Consider the following 16,187-nt stretch of genomic DNA (forward strand, 5'->3'; position numbering starts at 1 on the left):
TCGGCCCCCTCCGTCACGCGAGCGAACGCGGCCAGCATTCGACCGTGATCGCCGCACCGGCCGGCTGCGCATCGCCGATCCGCAGCACGAAACCGTGCACGCGCATCACCGCCGACACGATGCTCAACCCGAGCCCCGAGCCGTTCACGTGGCGCGTGCGCTCGCCGCGATAGAAGCGCTCGAGCACCGCATTGCGCTCGCCGGGCGGGATGCCGGGCCCGGTGTCCTCGAACCGGACGAGCGGACCATGCGACGTCGTCTGGAGCGCGACGCGCACGCGGCCGCCGGGCGGCGTGAATTTGATCGCGTTGTCCGCGAGATTGCTGAACGCCTCGAACAGCAACGCACGGTCGCCATGGATGCCGTCGACCGCGGCCGCATCGAGCTCCAACGACACGTCGACCGCCTCGGCCAGCGGCTCGTAAAGTTCGCACACGTCGCGCAGCAACGCCGCGACGTCGACCGCGGCAAACCCGCCGCGCCGGCTCAGCGTGCCGATCTCGGAGATGCGCAGCATCGCGCGAAAACGTTCGAGCAGCCGGTCGGTTTCGTCGCGCGCCGACGCCAGCAGCGCAGCCGACGCGGGATCGTGTGCGCAGAACGGCTGGTCGGCGAGCCGCGCCAGCATCGTATGCACGCGTGCGAGCGGCGTGCGCAAGTCGTGCGCGATCCCGTCGCAGGTATGGCGCACCTCGCCCATCAGCCGCTCGACTTCGTCCAACATGTGGTTCACGAGATGCGCGAGCAGGTCGAGTTCGTCATAGCCGCCGACCGGCAGCCGCTTGCCGAGATCGCCCTCGGCGATCTGCCGCGTGACGCGCCGGATCTCGGCGACGCGGCGCATCTGCCGCATGCCGAGCATGCTGCCGCCCGCGACGCCCGCGATCAGGATCATCACGCCGCCGATCACGAGCCCGCGAATCGCGACGTCGCGGATCTGGATGAAATGCGACAGGTCGCGCGCGACGACCAGCGTCATCCCGTCGTCGCGGCGCACGGCCATCGCGCGCGTGATCGGCGACGATTGACCGTCGAGCGGCGCGAGCGTGCGGTTCAGCGTCCGGCCGTGGCGATCGGTACGCAGCACGGGCGGCGTCGCGATGTCGCCAGCCACGCGGCGCCCGCTCGCGTCGAACAGCCCGTAGAAATTCGTATGCATGTGCTCGTGCTCGAGCCGCCGATGGATCGCGAGCGGCAGCTCGGCGTCGGGAATCGAATCGAAATAGATCAGTTGCCACGCAAGCACCTCGTCGGTGTCGCGGGCCATCGTGTGCGTCGCGGCCACGCTGATCACGCCCGCGAGCAGCAGCAGCGACACCGAGAAGATCGCCGCGTAAGCACACAGCCAGCGAAACGTCGTCGTATGCCAGCGGCGCGTGAAGTTCGCCGCGCGGGCTGCGTCCATCCGTGCCTCCGTCAAGCGAGCATGTAGCCCGATCCGCGCACCGTCTGGATCATCGGGTTCGCGCCGGGCGGATCGATCTTCTTGCGCAGCCGCCCCATGTGAACGTCGATCAGGTTGGTGCCGGGATCGAAGTGATAGCCCCACACGGCCTCGAACAGCATCGTGCGCGTGATCGTCTGGCCCGCGTTGCGCATCATGAATTCGAGCACGCGGAACTCGGTCGGCAGCAGCGGAATCTCGTCGGCGCCGCGGCGCGCACAGCGCGAAATGAGGTCCAGCTCGAGCGCGCCGACCTTCAGCAGCGTCTGCTGCGGCACGCCCGATGCCTGCCGGCGGCGCAGCAGCACTTCGATGCGCGCGCTCAGTTCGCCGGAATCGAACGGCTTCGTCAGGTAATCGTCGCCGCCCGCACGCAGACCGCGAATGCGCTCGTCGACGTCGCCGAGCGCGCTCAGCATCAGCACCGGCGTATCGATGCCGACCGTGCGCATCGCGGTCACGATCGCGAGACCGTCCGCCCCCGGCAGCATCCGGTCGAGCGTGATCGCGTCGTACGATGCGCTCATTGCGCGCATCATTCCTTCTCGGCCGTTGTCGATCCAGTCGACCTCGAAGCCGCGTGCGGTCAGCTCGCCGACGATTTCGTTCGCGGTCACCGCATCGTCCTCGACCGTCAGTACTCGCATGGTTGCCCTCGCAATGAACGTCAAGACGGGCGCGCACGATGCGCCCGCCGCTATCGTAAGCGCCGCGATCGCCGCGCGGCGCCAGATGAAAATAGCTTCATCCTGCGTCGCGGCACGCGCCTGTGAAACATGTTTCATCCGTGCGTCGGCCGCGCTGCGGCCGGGGCCGCCTACGCTGACGTCATGCGGCATCGGGCCGCGAAACCAGGAGCTACCGGATGAAACTGTCGACCACCGTCGCCTGCATGCTGCTCGCATGCGCCAGCACCGCCGCATTCGCGGGGCCGCACCTCACCCCGCAGGAATGCAATGCATACCCGTTCGTGCACACGGGCCGCGACGTCACGCGGGCGGACCTCGTGCGCGAGCTGACCGAACTCGAACAGGTCGGCTACGATCCCGCCCATGCGAGCCCGTACTACCCCGACGACCTCGACGGTGCGAAGCGTCGGCTCGCCGCCGAGTACCGCGCGGACTGCACGCATGCGCTGACGGCCGATGCCGGCGTGCGGCACTGACCGCCCTGCCCCGCGCGACGCAGCAGCGGGAAAAAACGAAAAGGCGGCACGTGCCGCCTTTTCTTCATGAACGCGCATGGAGGTGAACCCGATGCGCCGCGCCGCCGCTCAACGCGACATCATGTTCATGCTCACGTTGTGCATCACCCACAGCGTGCCGACGATCAGGATCGCGGCAGTCAGCACCGTATAGCTGAACGCCATCACGTTCCAGCGCTGGCCCGACGAGCCGTTCATGTGCAGGAAGTACACGAGGTGCACGACGATCTGCACGAGCGCGAGCACGGCGAGCCCGATCAGCGACGCATGCGGCGACAGCACGCCGCCCATCACGAGGCCGAACGACGCGGCCGTGAGCAGCACCGACAGGATGAAACCGGCGACGTAGCCGCCGACACTGCCGTGCCCTTCTTCGAGTTGAGACGAATGCGAATGGGCCATTTAGATCACGCTCGCGAGATAGACAAAGGAAAACACGCAGATCCACACGATGTCGAGGAAGTGCCAGAAGAGGCTCAGGCACGTCAGGCGTCGCAGGTCGCGATCGGTCAGGTCGCCGCCGCGCAACACGATCTGCGCGGCCAGCACGATCATCCACAACAGGCCGGCCGTCACGTGCAGCCCGTGCGTGCCGACCAGCGTGAAGAACGCCGACAGGAACGCGCTGCGCTGCGGGCCGGCGCCTTCCGCGATCAGGTGCGAGAACTCGCGCAGTTCCATCGCGAGAAACGCCGCGCCGAGCACGAACGTCACTGCGAGCCACGCGAGCAGCGCACCGCGCCGCTGCTTGTACGCCGCGAGCATCGCGAAACCGTACGTGATGCTCGACAGCAGCAGCGCGGCGGTTTCCACCGCGACGCCCGGAATGTCGAACAGCTCTTTCGCGGTCTGCCCGCCCGCGTACTGGTGGCCGAGCACCGCGAACGTCGCGAACAGCGCCGCGAAGATCACGCAGTCGGTCATCAGGTACAGCCAGAACCCGAACACCGAATGCGACGGCGGATGGTCGTCGTGCTCGAGCAGGGTTGCGCTCAAGGTTTTCTGCAACATCAGTTGGCCTCCAGTTCCACGTCGTCGACGCGCGCCGGGCGCTTCGTCGGCTGCTTGTCTTCGGTCTTGCGCACCGTCGACGCAGGGATGTAATAGCCGTCGTTATCGCGCGAGCTGTAGATCACGAGCGTCGCGATGATCCCGACGAGCCCGCCGATCGCCATCCACCAGATGTGCCACACCAGCGCGAAGCCGAGCACCAGGCTGAAGATCGCGATCACGAGGCCCGCACAGGTATTCGACGGCATGTGGATGTCGCGGATCACGGCCGGGTTCGGCCGGCCTTCGCCGCGCGCCTTCATGTCCGCATACGCGTCGAGCGTGCGCACCTGCGGGATCACCGCGAAGTTGTAGTCGGCCGGCGGCGACGACGTCGCCCACTCCAGCGTGCGGCCGCCCCACGGGTCGCCCGTCGTGTCGCGGTACTCCGGCAGATGGCGGTTGCGGATGCTGACCACCAGTTGCAGCAGCTGGCACGCGATGCCGATCGCGATCAGCACGGCGCCGAACGCGGCGACCAGCAGCCACGGATGCCAGGCCGGGTTGTCGTAATGGTTCAGGCGGCGCGTCATGCCCATGAAGCCGAGCACGTAGAGCGGCACGAACGCGACGTAGAAGCCGACCTGCCAGAACCAGAATGCCGCCTTGCCGAGCTTCTCGTTCAGCTTGAAGCCGAACGCTTTCGGAAACCAGTAGTTGAAGCCCGCGAGATAACCGAACAGCACGCCGCCGATGATCACGTTGTGGAAGTGCGCGATCAGGAACAGGCTGTTGTGCAGCACGAAGTCCGCGCCGGGAATGGCCATCATCACGCCGGTCATGCCGCCGAGCGTGAACGTGACCATGAAGCCGATCGTCCACAGCACGGGCGTCGTGAACTGGATCCGGCCGCGATACATCGTGAACAGCCAGTTGAACACCTTCACGCCGGTCGGAATCGCGATGATCATCGTCATGATCCCGAAGAACGCGTTCACGTTCGCGCCCGAGCCCATCGTGAAGAAGTGATGCAGCCACACGAGGAACGACAGCACCATGATCGCGCAGGTCGCGTACACCATCGTCTTGTAGCCGAACAGCGGCTTCTTCGCGAACGTCGCGATGACTTCCGAGAAGATCCCGAACGCCGGCAGGATCAGGATGTACACCTCCGGATGGCCCCACGCCCAGATCAGGTTCAGGTACAGCATCGCGTTGCCGCCGGCGTCGTTCGTGAAGAAGTGCATGCCGAGGTAACGGTCGAGGCCGAGCAGCGCGAGCGTCGCGGTCAGGATCGGGAACGACGCCATGATCAGCACGTTCGTGCAGAGCGCCGTCCACGTGAACACCGGCATCTTCAACAGCGTCATGCCGGGCGCGCGCATCTTGATGATCGTCACGAAGAAGTTCACGCCGGTCAGCAGCGTGCCGACACCGGAGATCTGCAGCGCCCACAGGTAGTAGTCGACCCCTACCCCCGGACTGAACTGCAGCTCCGACAGCGGCGGGTACGCGAGCCAGCCCGTCTGCGCGAATTCGCCGATCACGAGCGACAGGTTGATCAGGATCGCGCTGACCGCCGTCATCCAGAACGACAGCGAGTTGATGAACGGGAACGCGACGTCGCGCGCGCCAATCTGCAGCGGCACGATCAGGTTCATCAGGCCGACCATGAACACCATCGCCATGAAGAAGATCATGATCACGCCGTGCGCGGTGAAGATCTGGTCATAGTGGTGCGGCGGCAGGTAGCCGGGCGCGTTGTACGCGAGCGCGAGCTGCATGCGCATCATGATCGCGTCGGCGAAGCCGCGCAGCAGCATGATCAGCGCGACGATGATGTACATCACGCCGAGTCTCTTGTGGTCGACCGTGGTCAGCCATTCCGTCCACAGCCATTTCCAGCGGCCGGTGATCGTCAGCGCGGCGAGAATGCCCAGCACGACCAGCCCCATGAAGGCGCCGGCCCCCATGATGATGGGCTGATCGAACGGGATCGCCGAAAGTGTGAGTTTGCCGAACATGCGTTACCCCTTCGTGCCGCAGGCGGCGTCCTTCAGGTCGAGGACGTGGCCATCGTTGTATTTCGCGATGATGTTGTGGAAGAGCCGCGGATCGACCGACGAGAAGTAGCGCACCGGCGCCTTTTCGCTCGGCTGCGCGACGCTGCCGTATACGGTCGCGTCGAGCCGGTCCGGCGACGCCTTCACCTTCTGCACCCACGCATCGAACTGCTCGCGCGGCTCGGCGAGCGTGCGGAACTTCATGTCGGAGAACCCGCGGCCGCTGAAGTTGGCGGACGTGCCCGCGTAATTGCCGGGCTCGTCGGCGATCAGGTGCAGGCGCGTCTGCATGCCGGCCATCGCGTAGACCTGGCCGCCGAGCTGCGGGATGAAGAACGAATTCATCACCGAATCCGACGTGATGCGGAAGTTCACCGGCGTGCCGACCGGAATCGCGAGCTGGTTCACCGACGCGATGCCGAATTCCGGATAGATGAACAGCCACTTCCAGTCGAGCGCGACCACCTCGACGTCGATCGGCTTCACCGCCGATTCGAGCGGCTTGTACGGATCGAGTTCGTGCGTGGTCTTCCACGTGAGCACGCCGAGGAACAGGATGATCAGCGTCGGCACCGTCCAGATCACGACCTCGATCGCGGTCGAGTGCGACCAGTTCGGCGCGTAGGCGGCGTTGCGATTCGACGCGCGGTAACGCCACGCGAACCATAACGTCAGCAGGATCACCGGCACGACGACGATCAGCATCGCCCACGTGGACGTCGCGATCAGCGCCTTTTCGGCCGCCCCCACGCTTCCTTTCGGATTTAGTACATCTAAATTACAACCTGACAGGCTCAATGCCGCGCCCATTGAAAGCAGCGCCGACCAGCCTCTTGATGCTCTTCTTTTCATCACACAGCCCGAGGGTCATTGAATCCGTTTGCGTATGCCCGATGCGCATTCGATTCACGAAATTGGCCGAATCATACGTCGCGCGAGTGCGATGAAAAACCGGTGCATGCGGCAAATCATCATTGCAAAATCTGCCGTGAGTCACATTGTCGCGGGGCAATTTCACGCAGCCGGAAGCGCGCCCGGCACTTGCCGTGCCGGGCCGCGGATCGATGTGTGCGCAACGATGCGCGCCGCGCGATGCGGCGGGCTTGCGCGGCGTGGTGCGGCTCGGTGTGCCGCGCTCAGTCGTGCGTCGATGCCATGTACGACGGCAGCGCCGGCGCGGGGCCATCCCCCGCCGGCACCTTCGAATGGCTCGCTTCCTGGATCAGCTTGCCGACGGTCGGATCGATCGCATCGGTGAACGGCTTCGGATCGATGCCGACCGCCAGCACGATCAGCGCGAGCGACGCGAACATCACGATCTCGCGACGGTTCAGGTCGGCGAGCTTCGCGATCCGCTGGCTCGCGACCTTGCCGAACACCACGCGCTTGAGCATCCACAGCGTGTACGACGCGCTGAGGATCAGCGTGAGCGCCGCGATCGCGCCGATCCAGAAGTTGAAGCGGATCGCGCCCATGATCACCATGAACTCGCCGACGAACCCCGACGTGCCCGGCAGCCCGACGTTGGCCATCGCGAACAGCAGCGTGAAGGTCGCGAAGCGCGGCATCACGCCCGCCACGCCGCCGTATGCGGCGATCTCGCGCTGCCGCGTGCGATCCACGAGCACGTTCACGCACAACAGCATCGCGCCCGCCACGAAGCCGTACGACACGAGCTGCACGATCGCGCCTTCGACGCCGATCCGGTTGAACAGGAACAGCCCGAGCGTGACGATGCCCATGTGCGCGACCGTCGAATACGCGAGCAGCTTGCCGAGATCGGTCTGCGCGAGCGCGATCAGGCTCGCGTAGACGATCGCGAACAGCGACAGCGCGATCACGGCCGGCGCGAAGAAGTGGCTCGCGTCGGGCGTGATCGGCAGCGCAAAGCGCAGGAACCCGTAGCCGCCGAGCTTGAGCATCGCGAGCATCAGCGCGGCGCCCGTCGGGCCGTCCGTGTACACGTCGCTCAGCCACGTGTGGACCGGCCACATCGGCACCTTGACCGCGAACGCGGCGAAGAAACCGAGGAACACCAGCAACTGCGGCGCGAAGCCGAGCTGCAGCGTGCGCCACACGGCCATGTCGAACGTATGCGACTGCGCGTACAGGTACAGCATCGCCATCAGCAGCAACAGCGAGCCGGCGAACGAGATGAAGAAGAACTTCACGGCCGCATACACGCGGCGCTCGCGCCCCCACGTGCCGATCAGCAGGTACAGCGGGATCAGCGTCGCCTCGAAGAAGATGAAGAACAGCAGCCCGTCCTGCGCGACGAACACGCCGACCATCAGTCCGGACAGGATCAGGAACGACGCGTAGTACTGCGCGACGCGCACGGTGACCGATTCCCACGATGCCACCACTACCACCAGCGTCGTGAACGCGGTCAGCACGACGAGCCACAGCGACGCGCCGTCGATGCCGACCCGCCATCCGGCATTGAATGCCGCGAGCCAGTCGCGTCTTTCGACGAACTGCATCGCCGCCGAATGCGCGTCGAAACCGGCAATCAGCGGAACGACGGCCGCCAGCCCGGCAATCGAGCCGACCAGCGCAATCAGTCGTATTCGGCGGAAATGCTGGTCGGAACCGGCGCGCAGCAGGCCCGCGCCGAACAGTATCGGAACCCAGATGGCCAGGCTCAGAAAGGGGAAATCATGCATGTCAACAACGCCTTGAGGAGGTCGCGCCTTGCATCGGGGACAGGCGCGACGAAAGGAACGAAATCAAATCGACAGGTAGATTTCGTGAATCGCCAATGTTGGCTAAATGTAAAGCAGCATCACCGGAAAACTTGATGCCGCTCAAACGCGATCGGGTTAACCAGCATAAGGCGATTGATTATTTTCTGCAGCGCAGCAGAGCATTGTTTTTTGGCGTCGGCGTAGGCCAATGATTTATATGCGTAATTTTTTGTATTGACCGATGCGGCGCGCGCCAGGAATAGACGCAGCGCCGCATTTTTGATACCAACCGGTCGTTTCGAAGGGCCGGAACGACCGGATTGACGGCTCGCGGTGGGGAGATCGTGCAGGGTCGCCTGCCTTACACACGCCCTTTCATTTTTATTTCACAGGGGTCGCGTGATCTTTTCCGCGACAGGAATCGATCGCGCGACCATAGAAAGTTCATTTCACGACCGAATACAGCAGCGACCCCGAAAACAGAACCAGCAGCACCGACGCCGAACGAAATAGCGCCGTGATATGACGCGGCCCGGATGCCAGTATCCTCGTCACGCGCCCGAGGCTCGCCCAACCCGCTCCAATGGGCACGAGGACCAGCAGAAACGCACCGAACGCGACGGCCCCGTTACCGACGTTCTGAAACGCCTGGAGTGGAAACGCCGTACTTGCAAGCAGAAAAGCCTTCGGATTCAATAGCGTGGCGACGACGACATCGTGCCACGTCACCGGCTTCGAACGCCGATCCTCTTCCAGCGTGCCCCGTGCCCACATTTTTGCCGCCAGCAGCAGCAGATACGACGCGCATGCCAACTTGATCACGCTCAAGATTTGAGGATGCGCCACGGCGAACGCCAGCAGCGAAACGCCCCAAGCCGAGATAGCGATGACGTAGCCTGCGCCTTCGGCGAACAGGAGCGGGAGGGTTCGCGTCAGACCAACGCTTATTCCGGACGAAAAAAGTAACGTGTTGGTCGGTCCCGGAACGATCAATACCAGGGCCGAGTAAAGGCATATCGTAATGAGTTGATGCGTATCCACTGCAATCTCGATCGAAGGGGTGAGCCAATGTATTCGGCTTCTCGCGCTACGAGGCGATGTCGGTCCCGCCTATCGAACTGCACAACTGCGCAAGAATATCGAGACCCCGCGCCGGCTCCCGTACAAACGGATTCGTCTGGTCCCACGCATAACCCGCCAGAATCGAGCAGACCATGCGTTTCACGTCGGAGGCCTTGTCTTCGTGAAACACGATGTCTTGCAGCGCGCCCGAGTACCAGCGTTCGACGAAGGCGCGGAAGGTGTCGATGCCCTTGCGCAGCGCGATGTCGTAATCACGTGCCCAGTCGACCGACTCGCCACGCAACTGCCGTTCGAGTGCGGCGACCGCCAGTTGAGCCGAGCGCATCGCGATCGTCACGCCCGACGAAAAGATCGGATCGAGGAATTCGCCCGCGTTGCCGAGCAGCGCATAGCCGGGGCCGTGCAGGGTCTCGACGTTCGACGCATAACCCGAGATGCGGCGCACGGGCATCACGAACGGCTTGCTGCCGACCAGTCGCGACAATGTCGGCTCGCTTTGCAGCAGTTCGCGCAACAACGATTCCTGTCGCGCGTCCGGCACGTCGAGAAACCCGGCATCGGCCACGCAGCCGACCGACGAGCGCCCGTTCGTCAGCGGGATCATCCAGAACCACACGTCGCGTCGCTCCGGATGAACGGCGATGCAGATCTTGTCGCGATCGGTCGACCCGGCCGGCAGGCTGTCCTCGACGTGCGAAAAGAGGGCCGCTCGCGTCGGCAGGCCGGTCGGCGCGTCGAGATCGAGCAGTCGCGGCAACACGCGGCCGAACCCGCTCGCATCGAGTACGAACGACGGCTGAACGGAATAGTCGTGCCCGGCTTCGTCGACGATGTCGAGCCGCGGCTTGTCGCCCGGCTGGAAGGCGCGCACCGTATGGCCGAATCGCACGTCCGCGCCCTGTTCGGCCGCACAACGGATCAGCAGATCGTCGAAGGCCGCGCGCTCGACCTGATAGGCCGTCCCCCAGCCCGCGGAAAACTTCTCGCGAAAATCGAACGACGACATCCTGTCGCGATAGACGAAGTACGCGCCGTTCTTGAACTGGAAGCCGGCCTCGACGACCGCCTGCAGCATGCCCGCCTCCTCGAGATACTGCATGCTCTGGGGCAACAGGCTTTCTCCGATCGAAAAGCGCGGAAAATGCTGACGCTCGAGCACCAGCACCGAACGGCCGGCCTTGCGCAGCAGCGCGGCCGCGACGGCACCGGAAGGCCCGGCCCCGATGATCGCGACGTCGATGGAATTCGATTTCATTTCACTCATGCTTGCCAATTCAGTCCGATTGATTGGGTATCTTATGTTTCTGACGCCACGATCCGGCGTTGCCAACTACAATAGGCGCTCAACAAATCCAAGATCGATGAGAGACCCATGACGTCCTCCCGCACGCACGCGCCCGCCTATGTTCCCGAAACCCGGTTCGGCATCTGGTTTCTTCGCACGCATACGTGGGAACATCACGTGCTCAAGGTTGCGATCGACGATCTGAAGCGGCTCATCGCGGCGCCGCTGCCGTCGGCCCCCGTCCTCCTCGACGCAGGATGCGGTCAGGGCAAGTCGTTTCGCCTGCTGAGCGAAGCGTTCGCACCCGCCAGGATCATCGGTATCGACTGCCACGACGACTCGCTCGCGCATGCGTCGGAAGCGGCGCATCGCTGCGCCACGCCCGTCGAACTGCGGCATGCCGACTGCACGCAGATTCCGCTTGCCGATGCGAGCGTCGACATCGTGTTCTGCCATCAGACCTTTCACCATCTCGTCGATCAGGACCATGCGCTGGCCGAGTTTCGCCGCGTGCTGAAACCCGGCGGACTGCTGCTGTTCGCCGAATCGACCGACGCGTACATCAAGTCGTGGGTGATCCGGCTGCTGTTCCGCCACCCGATGGAGGTTCAGAAAAGCGCCGACGGCTACCTTGCCATGCTACGCGACGCCGGGTTCGGTTTCGACACCCGCAACGTGTCGTTCCCCTATCTGTGGTGGAGCCGCGCGAAAGACTTCGGACTCCTCGAGCGCATCGGCCTGTACGCACCGAAACCCGGCAAGCGCCGCGAAACGCTCGTCAACGTCGCCGCGCGCAAGCCTGCCTGAGCCAGCAAGGCCGCCGTTCGGCGGCCCCCTGCTACCGGCCGGTGCCGGTTACTGCTTCAACGTCACGACCTCGCCCGTCAGCGCCGCGCCGGCAACCACCGCGCCGGCACCGCACGTGTACTCGCTCGGGCTGGAGCGCGACACGTTGCGGTAATTGCTCTTGATGCCGACCACCGCATTGCCGCCCTCCTTGCGCGCGCGCGCCTGAAGCTCGATCACGGCCGACAGGAATACATGCTGACACGCCGCCTCGTCGCTCTTGCCGAACGCGTTGGTCTTCTTGTTGGTCGCGAACGTCCCGTACGACTTCATCACGCGCGGATGCGGCTGATCGCCGAAATAGAGCGCGACGCCGTCGTCGAGCTTGCCTTCCTCGCTCTTCAACGCGCTGTCGATCGGATAGTCGCGGATCGTATCCCGTGCGTAGGCGGCCGAAGCCGCGAACGTCGCGCCGATCAATGCCAGTGCCATGCGATATTTCACGTGTGCCCCCGTCATTGAGCATTCAACTGCACGACGTCGCCCGACACGGCAATCGCGCCCGCACTGCCGCTCACGCCACACGTATATTCGGTCGTCGAATTCGAGCTTTTTTCATGGAAGCGCGTCGTCACGTTGATGACCGCATTCCCGCCGTGATGCTTCGCATAAATGCGAAGACGGTTCAGCGCTTCCGCCAGCGCTTGCTCGCACGTCGGCTGCTCGCTTTCGACCCGGCGCACGCGCACCGATTCCGAACGCGGACCGATGCTGGTCTTGACCTCCGGATGCGGCTGCGCACCGAAATAAATCGCGACGCCGCTCGTGTCCGGTGCCGTTGCCGCTGCCGGCAGAGGCAGCGAACGCACCACGGTGCCGCACCCGGTCAGCAACGATGTCGCGACCAACATGCCGGCCAGATGTCGTGTGTGCTTCATTGTTATCGTCCTCCCAGCTCAGTAAGTTCACTTCAATCGCCCTTCCAGGCGTCCAACAACACACTTGCACAGCTGCCGCCGAATCCGAACGAAACCGACAGCGCGCGTTCGATCGCGAATTCGCGCGCGTCGCGCACGAGCGGCATGCCGGCTATCGCGGGATCGGGCACATCGCCGACGGCCGAGCCCGCGACGAAGCCGTCGCGCATCATCAGGATCGTATAGATCGCTTCATGCGCACCGCTCGCGCCGAGCGGATGCCCCGTCATTCCCTTCGTCGACGAGAACGCCGGCACGTCGCCGCCGAATACGTCGCCGAGCGCTTTCAGTTCCTCGACGTCGCCGCGCTGCGTCGACGGCGCGTGCGTATTGACGTAGTCCGGACGCCGTTCGCCGCCATGTTCGAGCGCGCCACGCATCGCGCGCGCCATCCCCGGCGCATGCGGCATCGCCATGCCGGCGTTGTCCGTGCATTGGCCGAATCCGCTGATCTCCGCATGAATTCGCGCGCCGCGCGCGCGTGCATGCTCGAGCGATTCGAGCACCAGAATGCCGGCGCCGGACGCGATCACGAAACCATCCCTGTCAAGCGCATACGGACGCGACGCGCGGTCCGGCGTGTCGTTGAAACCGCTGGACAACACGCCCATCGCGTCGAACATCAACGTCATGTTGTCGTGCAGCGCCTCGCTTCCACCGGCCAGCACGATGTCCTGGCACCCGGAGCGGATCAATTGCGCCGCTTGCCCGATCGCGAGCGCCCCGCTCGTGCACGCGGACGACGGCGAGTACGACACGCCCTCGATGCCGAACACCTGCGCGACGCATGCCGACGCCGTGCTGCTCATCGCCTTCGGCACGACATAGGGCGGCGTCTTGTCGATGCCGCGATGCTGCGCGATCGTCATCGCGTCGTCGTAGTCGGCCATCGATCCGATGCCGGACCCGACGATCGCGCCCACGCGCGGCGAACGGAGCACGTCGGCAGCGAGGCACGCATCGTCGAGCGCCGACGCGGCCGCATGCGCGGCAAAGCGCGCCGTGTCACCCATGAAGCGTTCGTGCTTGCGGGCAAACCGCGCTGCCGGGGCGACCGACGCCACGCCGGCGACCTGGCTGCGAAAACCGCGCTCGCGCCATGCGTCCACGCGGCTCACACCCGAGTGACCGGCGCGCAGCGCGGCCGATACTTCGTCAAGCGCGTTGCCGAGGCACGACACGATGCCGAGCCCCGTGACGACGACGCGCGCCGTCATGCGGCGACCCGCCGGAAGATCAGCGACGTGTTGATCCCGCCGAACGCGAAGTTGTTGCTCATCACGAATTCCGCTTCGATCCGGCGCGCGTCGCCGACGATGTAGTCGAGCGGCGCGCAGGCCGGATCGATCGTATCGAGATTGAGCGTCGGCACATACCAGTTGCGCTTCATCATCTCGATCGTCCACCACGCCTCGAGCGCACCACATGCGCCCAGCGTATGCCCGACATAGCTCTTCAGCGAGCTGATCGGCATGCGTTCGCCGAATACGGACGCGGTCGCATGACTTTCCGCGACGTCGCCCCGGTCGGTCGACGTGCCGTGCGCGTTCACGTAGGCGATCGCATCGGCATCGAGCGCCGCATCGCGCAGCGCGACACGCATCGCGACCGCCATCGTCTCCGCGGTCGGCTGGGTGATGTGCGCGCCGTCGGAATTGCAGCCGAAACCGACGATCTCCGCATGGATCGTCGCGCCGCGCGCCATCGCGTGCTCGTATTCCTCGAGCACGAGCGTCGCCGCGCCTTCACCGACCACCAGCCCGTCGCGATCGGCATCGAACGGCCGCGGCGTCAGGTTCGCGGCATCGTTGCGCGTGCTCGTCGCGTACAACGTATCGAACACCGCGACCGCCGGGCCGGACAACTCCTCCGCGCCGCCCGCCAGCATCAGCGCCTGCTTGCCCGTCGCGATCGCCTCGTACGCGTAGCCGATTGCCTGGCTGCCGGACGCGCAGGCCGACGACGTCGGCACGATCCGGCCTTTCAGATCCCAGAACAGGCTGACGTTGACTGCCGTCGTGTGCGGCATCATCTGCACGTAGCTGTTCGACGTGACGTCGCGCATCGATCCCGTCTCGATCATCGTGCCGAACGCGCGGATCGGCTCGACCGATCCCGACGACGACCCGTACGCGACGCCCATCCGGCCGTCCCGGATCGACGCGTCGTCGCCCAGCCCCGCATCGGCCAGTGCCAGTTCGCTCGCGCGCACCGCGTACATCGATACGGGCCCCATCGAACGGGTCTTCTTGCGCGGATACGTGCGCGGCAGCTCGAACGCCGGCAGCGGGCACGCGAGCCGCGTATGCAGCGCTTCGTAGCAGTCCCATTCCGGCATGTAACGCACCGCGTTGCGCCCGTCGCGCAGGCGCGCCTCGATGTCCGCCCAGCTTTGACCGAAGGCGGTCACGCCGCCCATTCCCGTCACGACCACTCGCTTCATCACACCATCCCGCCGTTGACGCCGATCACTTGTCGGGTGACGTAGGTCGCCGCATCCGACATCAGGAAGCCGACCACCGCCGCGACTTCGTCAGGCTGGCCGACGCGGCCCATCGGGACCGTCTTCAATGCCTGTTCCAGCGGCACGTCGTCGAGCATGCCGGTATCGACCAGCCCGGGCGCGACGCAATTGACCGTGATCTTTCGCGATGCCAGTTCGACCGCCAGCGCCTTGGTCGCGCCGATCAGGCCGGCCTTCGCGGCGCTGTAGTTGACCTGGCCGCGATTGCCCATCACGCCCGACACGGACGCGATCGTCACGATCCGGCCGCCGCCGCGCAGACGCACCATCGGCATGGTCAGCGGATGAACGACGTTGTAGAACGCGTCCAGCCCGGTTTCGATCACGATATCCCAGTCCTCCTCGGACAGCGCCGGAAACGCGCCATCCCGCGTCACGCCCGCGCTGCAGACGATCCCGTAGTACGCGCCGTGCGCGTCGACGTCGGCCTCCAGTTCACGCCGGCACGCCGCGCGATCGCGCACGTCGAACTGCAGCACGCTCGCCGTGCCGCCCTGCGCGCGAATCGTCGCGGCGACGCTTTCCGCGTCGTCGCGGCCGGTGCGGCAATGAACCGTCACGGCGAAACCGTCGGATGCCAAGCGCAGTGCCACGGCGCGGCCGATGCCGCGGCTCGCCCCTGTCACGAGAACTCGCCGAGTCATGAATTGAAACTCCCTTCGATAAAAGTCTGAAAATCGCTCGGTTGGTACACCTTGACGACGGCTTCCGCGCAGCACTCGCCGTCGGCATGAATCGCGCACTCGTACGCGCCGTGCCCCTCGTCGCCGCGCAACAGTTCCCGCGCGACGATGCGCAGCGTCGTGTCCGTGCGGAACGCGGGGCGATGCGCGACATAGCGGTTCGCGCCGAGCAATACGCCCGGCTTCGCCCGGCCGCCCGCATGCGCGGCGAGCAGGCCGACGTGCGCGGCGATCGCCTGCGCCATCAGCTCGATGCCGATCCACGCCGGCATCGCACCGCTGTCGTCGGCGTACCACGCATCGCGGCGCGCCATCGCGCTCACCTCGATGCCGGTTTCCGAGCAGCGCTCGATCGAGTCGAGCAGCAGCATCGTGCCGCGATGCGGCAGCACGTCGCGCACGTCGCCGACAGGAATATCCGCGCCGCCGTGCAGCGCGTCGATCAATGGTCCGGCTTGCAT

17 protein-coding genes are annotated in these 16,187 nt (G+C 65.2%); 2 read left to right on the top strand and 15 right to left on the bottom strand.

What is annotated here, in order from left to right; all coding sequences use genetic code 11:
• Nucleotides 1-13: 13 nt before the first annotated feature.
• Both JYG37_RS12525 and JYG37_RS12530 read right to left on the bottom strand, forming a co-directional pair.
• Entirely contained in the window at nt 14-1,405 is a 1,392-nt protein-coding gene (locus tag JYG37_RS12525; RefSeq protein WP_050012945.1) for a sensor histidine kinase, read from the bottom strand.
• Between the two features lie 11 nt (nt 1,406-1,416).
• Nucleotides 1,417-2,091: a response regulator transcription factor gene (locus JYG37_RS12530; protein WP_050013034.1), complete on the bottom strand. Its 675-nt coding sequence runs from the start codon at nt 2,089-2,091 to the stop codon at nt 1,417-1,419.
• A 218-nt stretch (nt 2,092-2,309) separates the two neighbouring features.
• Here JYG37_RS12530 and JYG37_RS12535 point away from each other — a divergent pair, with 218 nt between their 5' ends.
• The gene (locus JYG37_RS12535) at nt 2,310-2,609 is read left to right on the top strand and encodes a DUF4148 domain-containing protein (RefSeq protein ID WP_050012946.1); all 300 of its coding nucleotides are present in this window, start codon (nt 2,310-2,312) and stop codon (nt 2,607-2,609) included.
• Nucleotides 2,610-2,717: 108 nt separating this feature from the next.
• Here the strand turns inward: JYG37_RS12535 and cyoD are convergent, their stop codons facing one another.
• The 7 genes from cyoD to JYG37_RS12570 all read right to left on the bottom strand — a co-directional run bounded on the left by cyoD (nt 2,718) and on the right by JYG37_RS12570 (nt 10,735).
• Complete coding sequence (gene cyoD, locus JYG37_RS12540; RefSeq protein WP_050012947.1) at nt 2,718-3,050, bottom strand: cytochrome o ubiquinol oxidase subunit IV; 333 nt, start codon at nt 3,048-3,050, stop codon at nt 2,718-2,720.
• Nucleotides 3,051-3,659 (bottom strand): cytochrome o ubiquinol oxidase subunit III, encoded by a 609-nt coding sequence (gene cyoC / locus JYG37_RS12545; RefSeq protein ID WP_027784811.1) that lies wholly within the window; start codon nt 3,657-3,659, stop codon nt 3,051-3,053.
• The gene (gene cyoB / locus JYG37_RS12550) at nt 3,659-5,662 is read right to left on the bottom strand and encodes a cytochrome o ubiquinol oxidase subunit I (RefSeq protein WP_050012948.1); all 2,004 of its coding nucleotides are present in this window, start codon (nt 5,660-5,662) and stop codon (nt 3,659-3,661) included. The genes cyoC and cyoB overlap by 1 nt, the downstream gene beginning before the upstream one ends.
• Nucleotides 5,663-5,665: 3 nt before the next feature.
• Complete coding sequence (cyoA, locus tag JYG37_RS12555; protein WP_050012949.1) at nt 5,666-6,553, bottom strand: ubiquinol oxidase subunit II; 888 nt, start codon at nt 6,551-6,553, stop codon at nt 5,666-5,668.
• A 284-nt stretch (nt 6,554-6,837) separates the two neighbouring features.
• Entirely contained in the window at nt 6,838-8,367 is a 1,530-nt protein-coding gene (locus JYG37_RS12560) for a complex I subunit 4 family protein (RefSeq protein WP_050012950.1), read from the bottom strand.
• A 465-nt stretch (nt 8,368-8,832) separates the two neighbouring features.
• Entirely contained in the window at nt 8,833-9,429 is a 597-nt protein-coding gene (locus JYG37_RS12565) for a LysE family translocator (protein WP_235356183.1), read from the bottom strand.
• Nucleotides 9,430-9,475: 46 nt separating this feature from the next.
• Nucleotides 9,476-10,735 (bottom strand): NAD(P)/FAD-dependent oxidoreductase, encoded by a 1,260-nt coding sequence (locus JYG37_RS12570; protein ID WP_050012951.1) that lies wholly within the window; start codon nt 10,733-10,735, stop codon nt 9,476-9,478.
• 108 nt (nt 10,736-10,843) lie between these two features.
• On the opposite strand from JYG37_RS12570, the gene JYG37_RS12575 reads away from it, so the two are divergent.
• Entirely contained in the window at nt 10,844-11,563 is a 720-nt protein-coding gene (locus JYG37_RS12575; RefSeq protein ID WP_050012952.1) for a class I SAM-dependent methyltransferase, read from the top strand.
• A 48-nt stretch (nt 11,564-11,611) separates the two neighbouring features.
• Here JYG37_RS12575 and JYG37_RS12580 read toward each other — a convergent pair whose 3' ends face one another.
• From JYG37_RS12580 to JYG37_RS12605, 6 genes are read right to left on the bottom strand one after another with little or no spacing between them, the layout of a single operon-like run.
• The gene (locus tag JYG37_RS12580) at nt 11,612-12,034 is read right to left on the bottom strand and encodes an excinuclease ABC subunit A (RefSeq protein ID WP_089488578.1); all 423 of its coding nucleotides are present in this window, start codon (nt 12,032-12,034) and stop codon (nt 11,612-11,614) included.
• A gap of 23 nt (nt 12,035-12,057) precedes the next feature.
• Nucleotides 12,058-12,480, bottom strand: coding sequence for a signal peptidase (locus JYG37_RS12585; RefSeq protein ID WP_089488579.1), 423 nt, complete (start codon nt 12,478-12,480; stop codon nt 12,058-12,060).
• A 32-nt stretch (nt 12,481-12,512) separates the two neighbouring features.
• Nucleotides 12,513-13,736, bottom strand: coding sequence for a beta-ketoacyl synthase N-terminal-like domain-containing protein (locus tag JYG37_RS12590; protein WP_050012954.1), 1,224 nt, complete (start codon nt 13,734-13,736; stop codon nt 12,513-12,515).
• A complete protein-coding gene (locus JYG37_RS12595; RefSeq protein ID WP_050012955.1) occupies nt 13,733-14,962 on the bottom strand; it encodes a beta-ketoacyl-ACP synthase in 1,230 nt (409 codons plus the stop codon). Before JYG37_RS12595 ends, JYG37_RS12590 begins: the two co-directional genes overlap by 4 nt.
• On the bottom strand, nt 14,962-15,687 hold the full coding sequence (locus JYG37_RS12600; RefSeq protein ID WP_050012956.1) for a 3-ketoacyl-ACP reductase FabG2: 726 nt from the start codon (nt 15,685-15,687) through the stop codon (nt 14,962-14,964). The genes JYG37_RS12595 and JYG37_RS12600 overlap by 1 nt, the downstream gene beginning before the upstream one ends.
• On the bottom strand, nt 15,684-16,187 hold the full coding sequence (locus JYG37_RS12605) for a hotdog family protein (RefSeq protein ID WP_050012957.1): 504 nt from the start codon (nt 16,185-16,187) through the stop codon (nt 15,684-15,686). The genes JYG37_RS12600 and JYG37_RS12605 overlap by 4 nt, the downstream gene beginning before the upstream one ends.

It is taken from the genome of Burkholderia sp. LAS2 (genome assembly GCF_018417615.1).
Lineage (GTDB): Bacteria > Pseudomonadota > Gammaproteobacteria > Burkholderiales > Burkholderiaceae > Burkholderia > Burkholderia sola.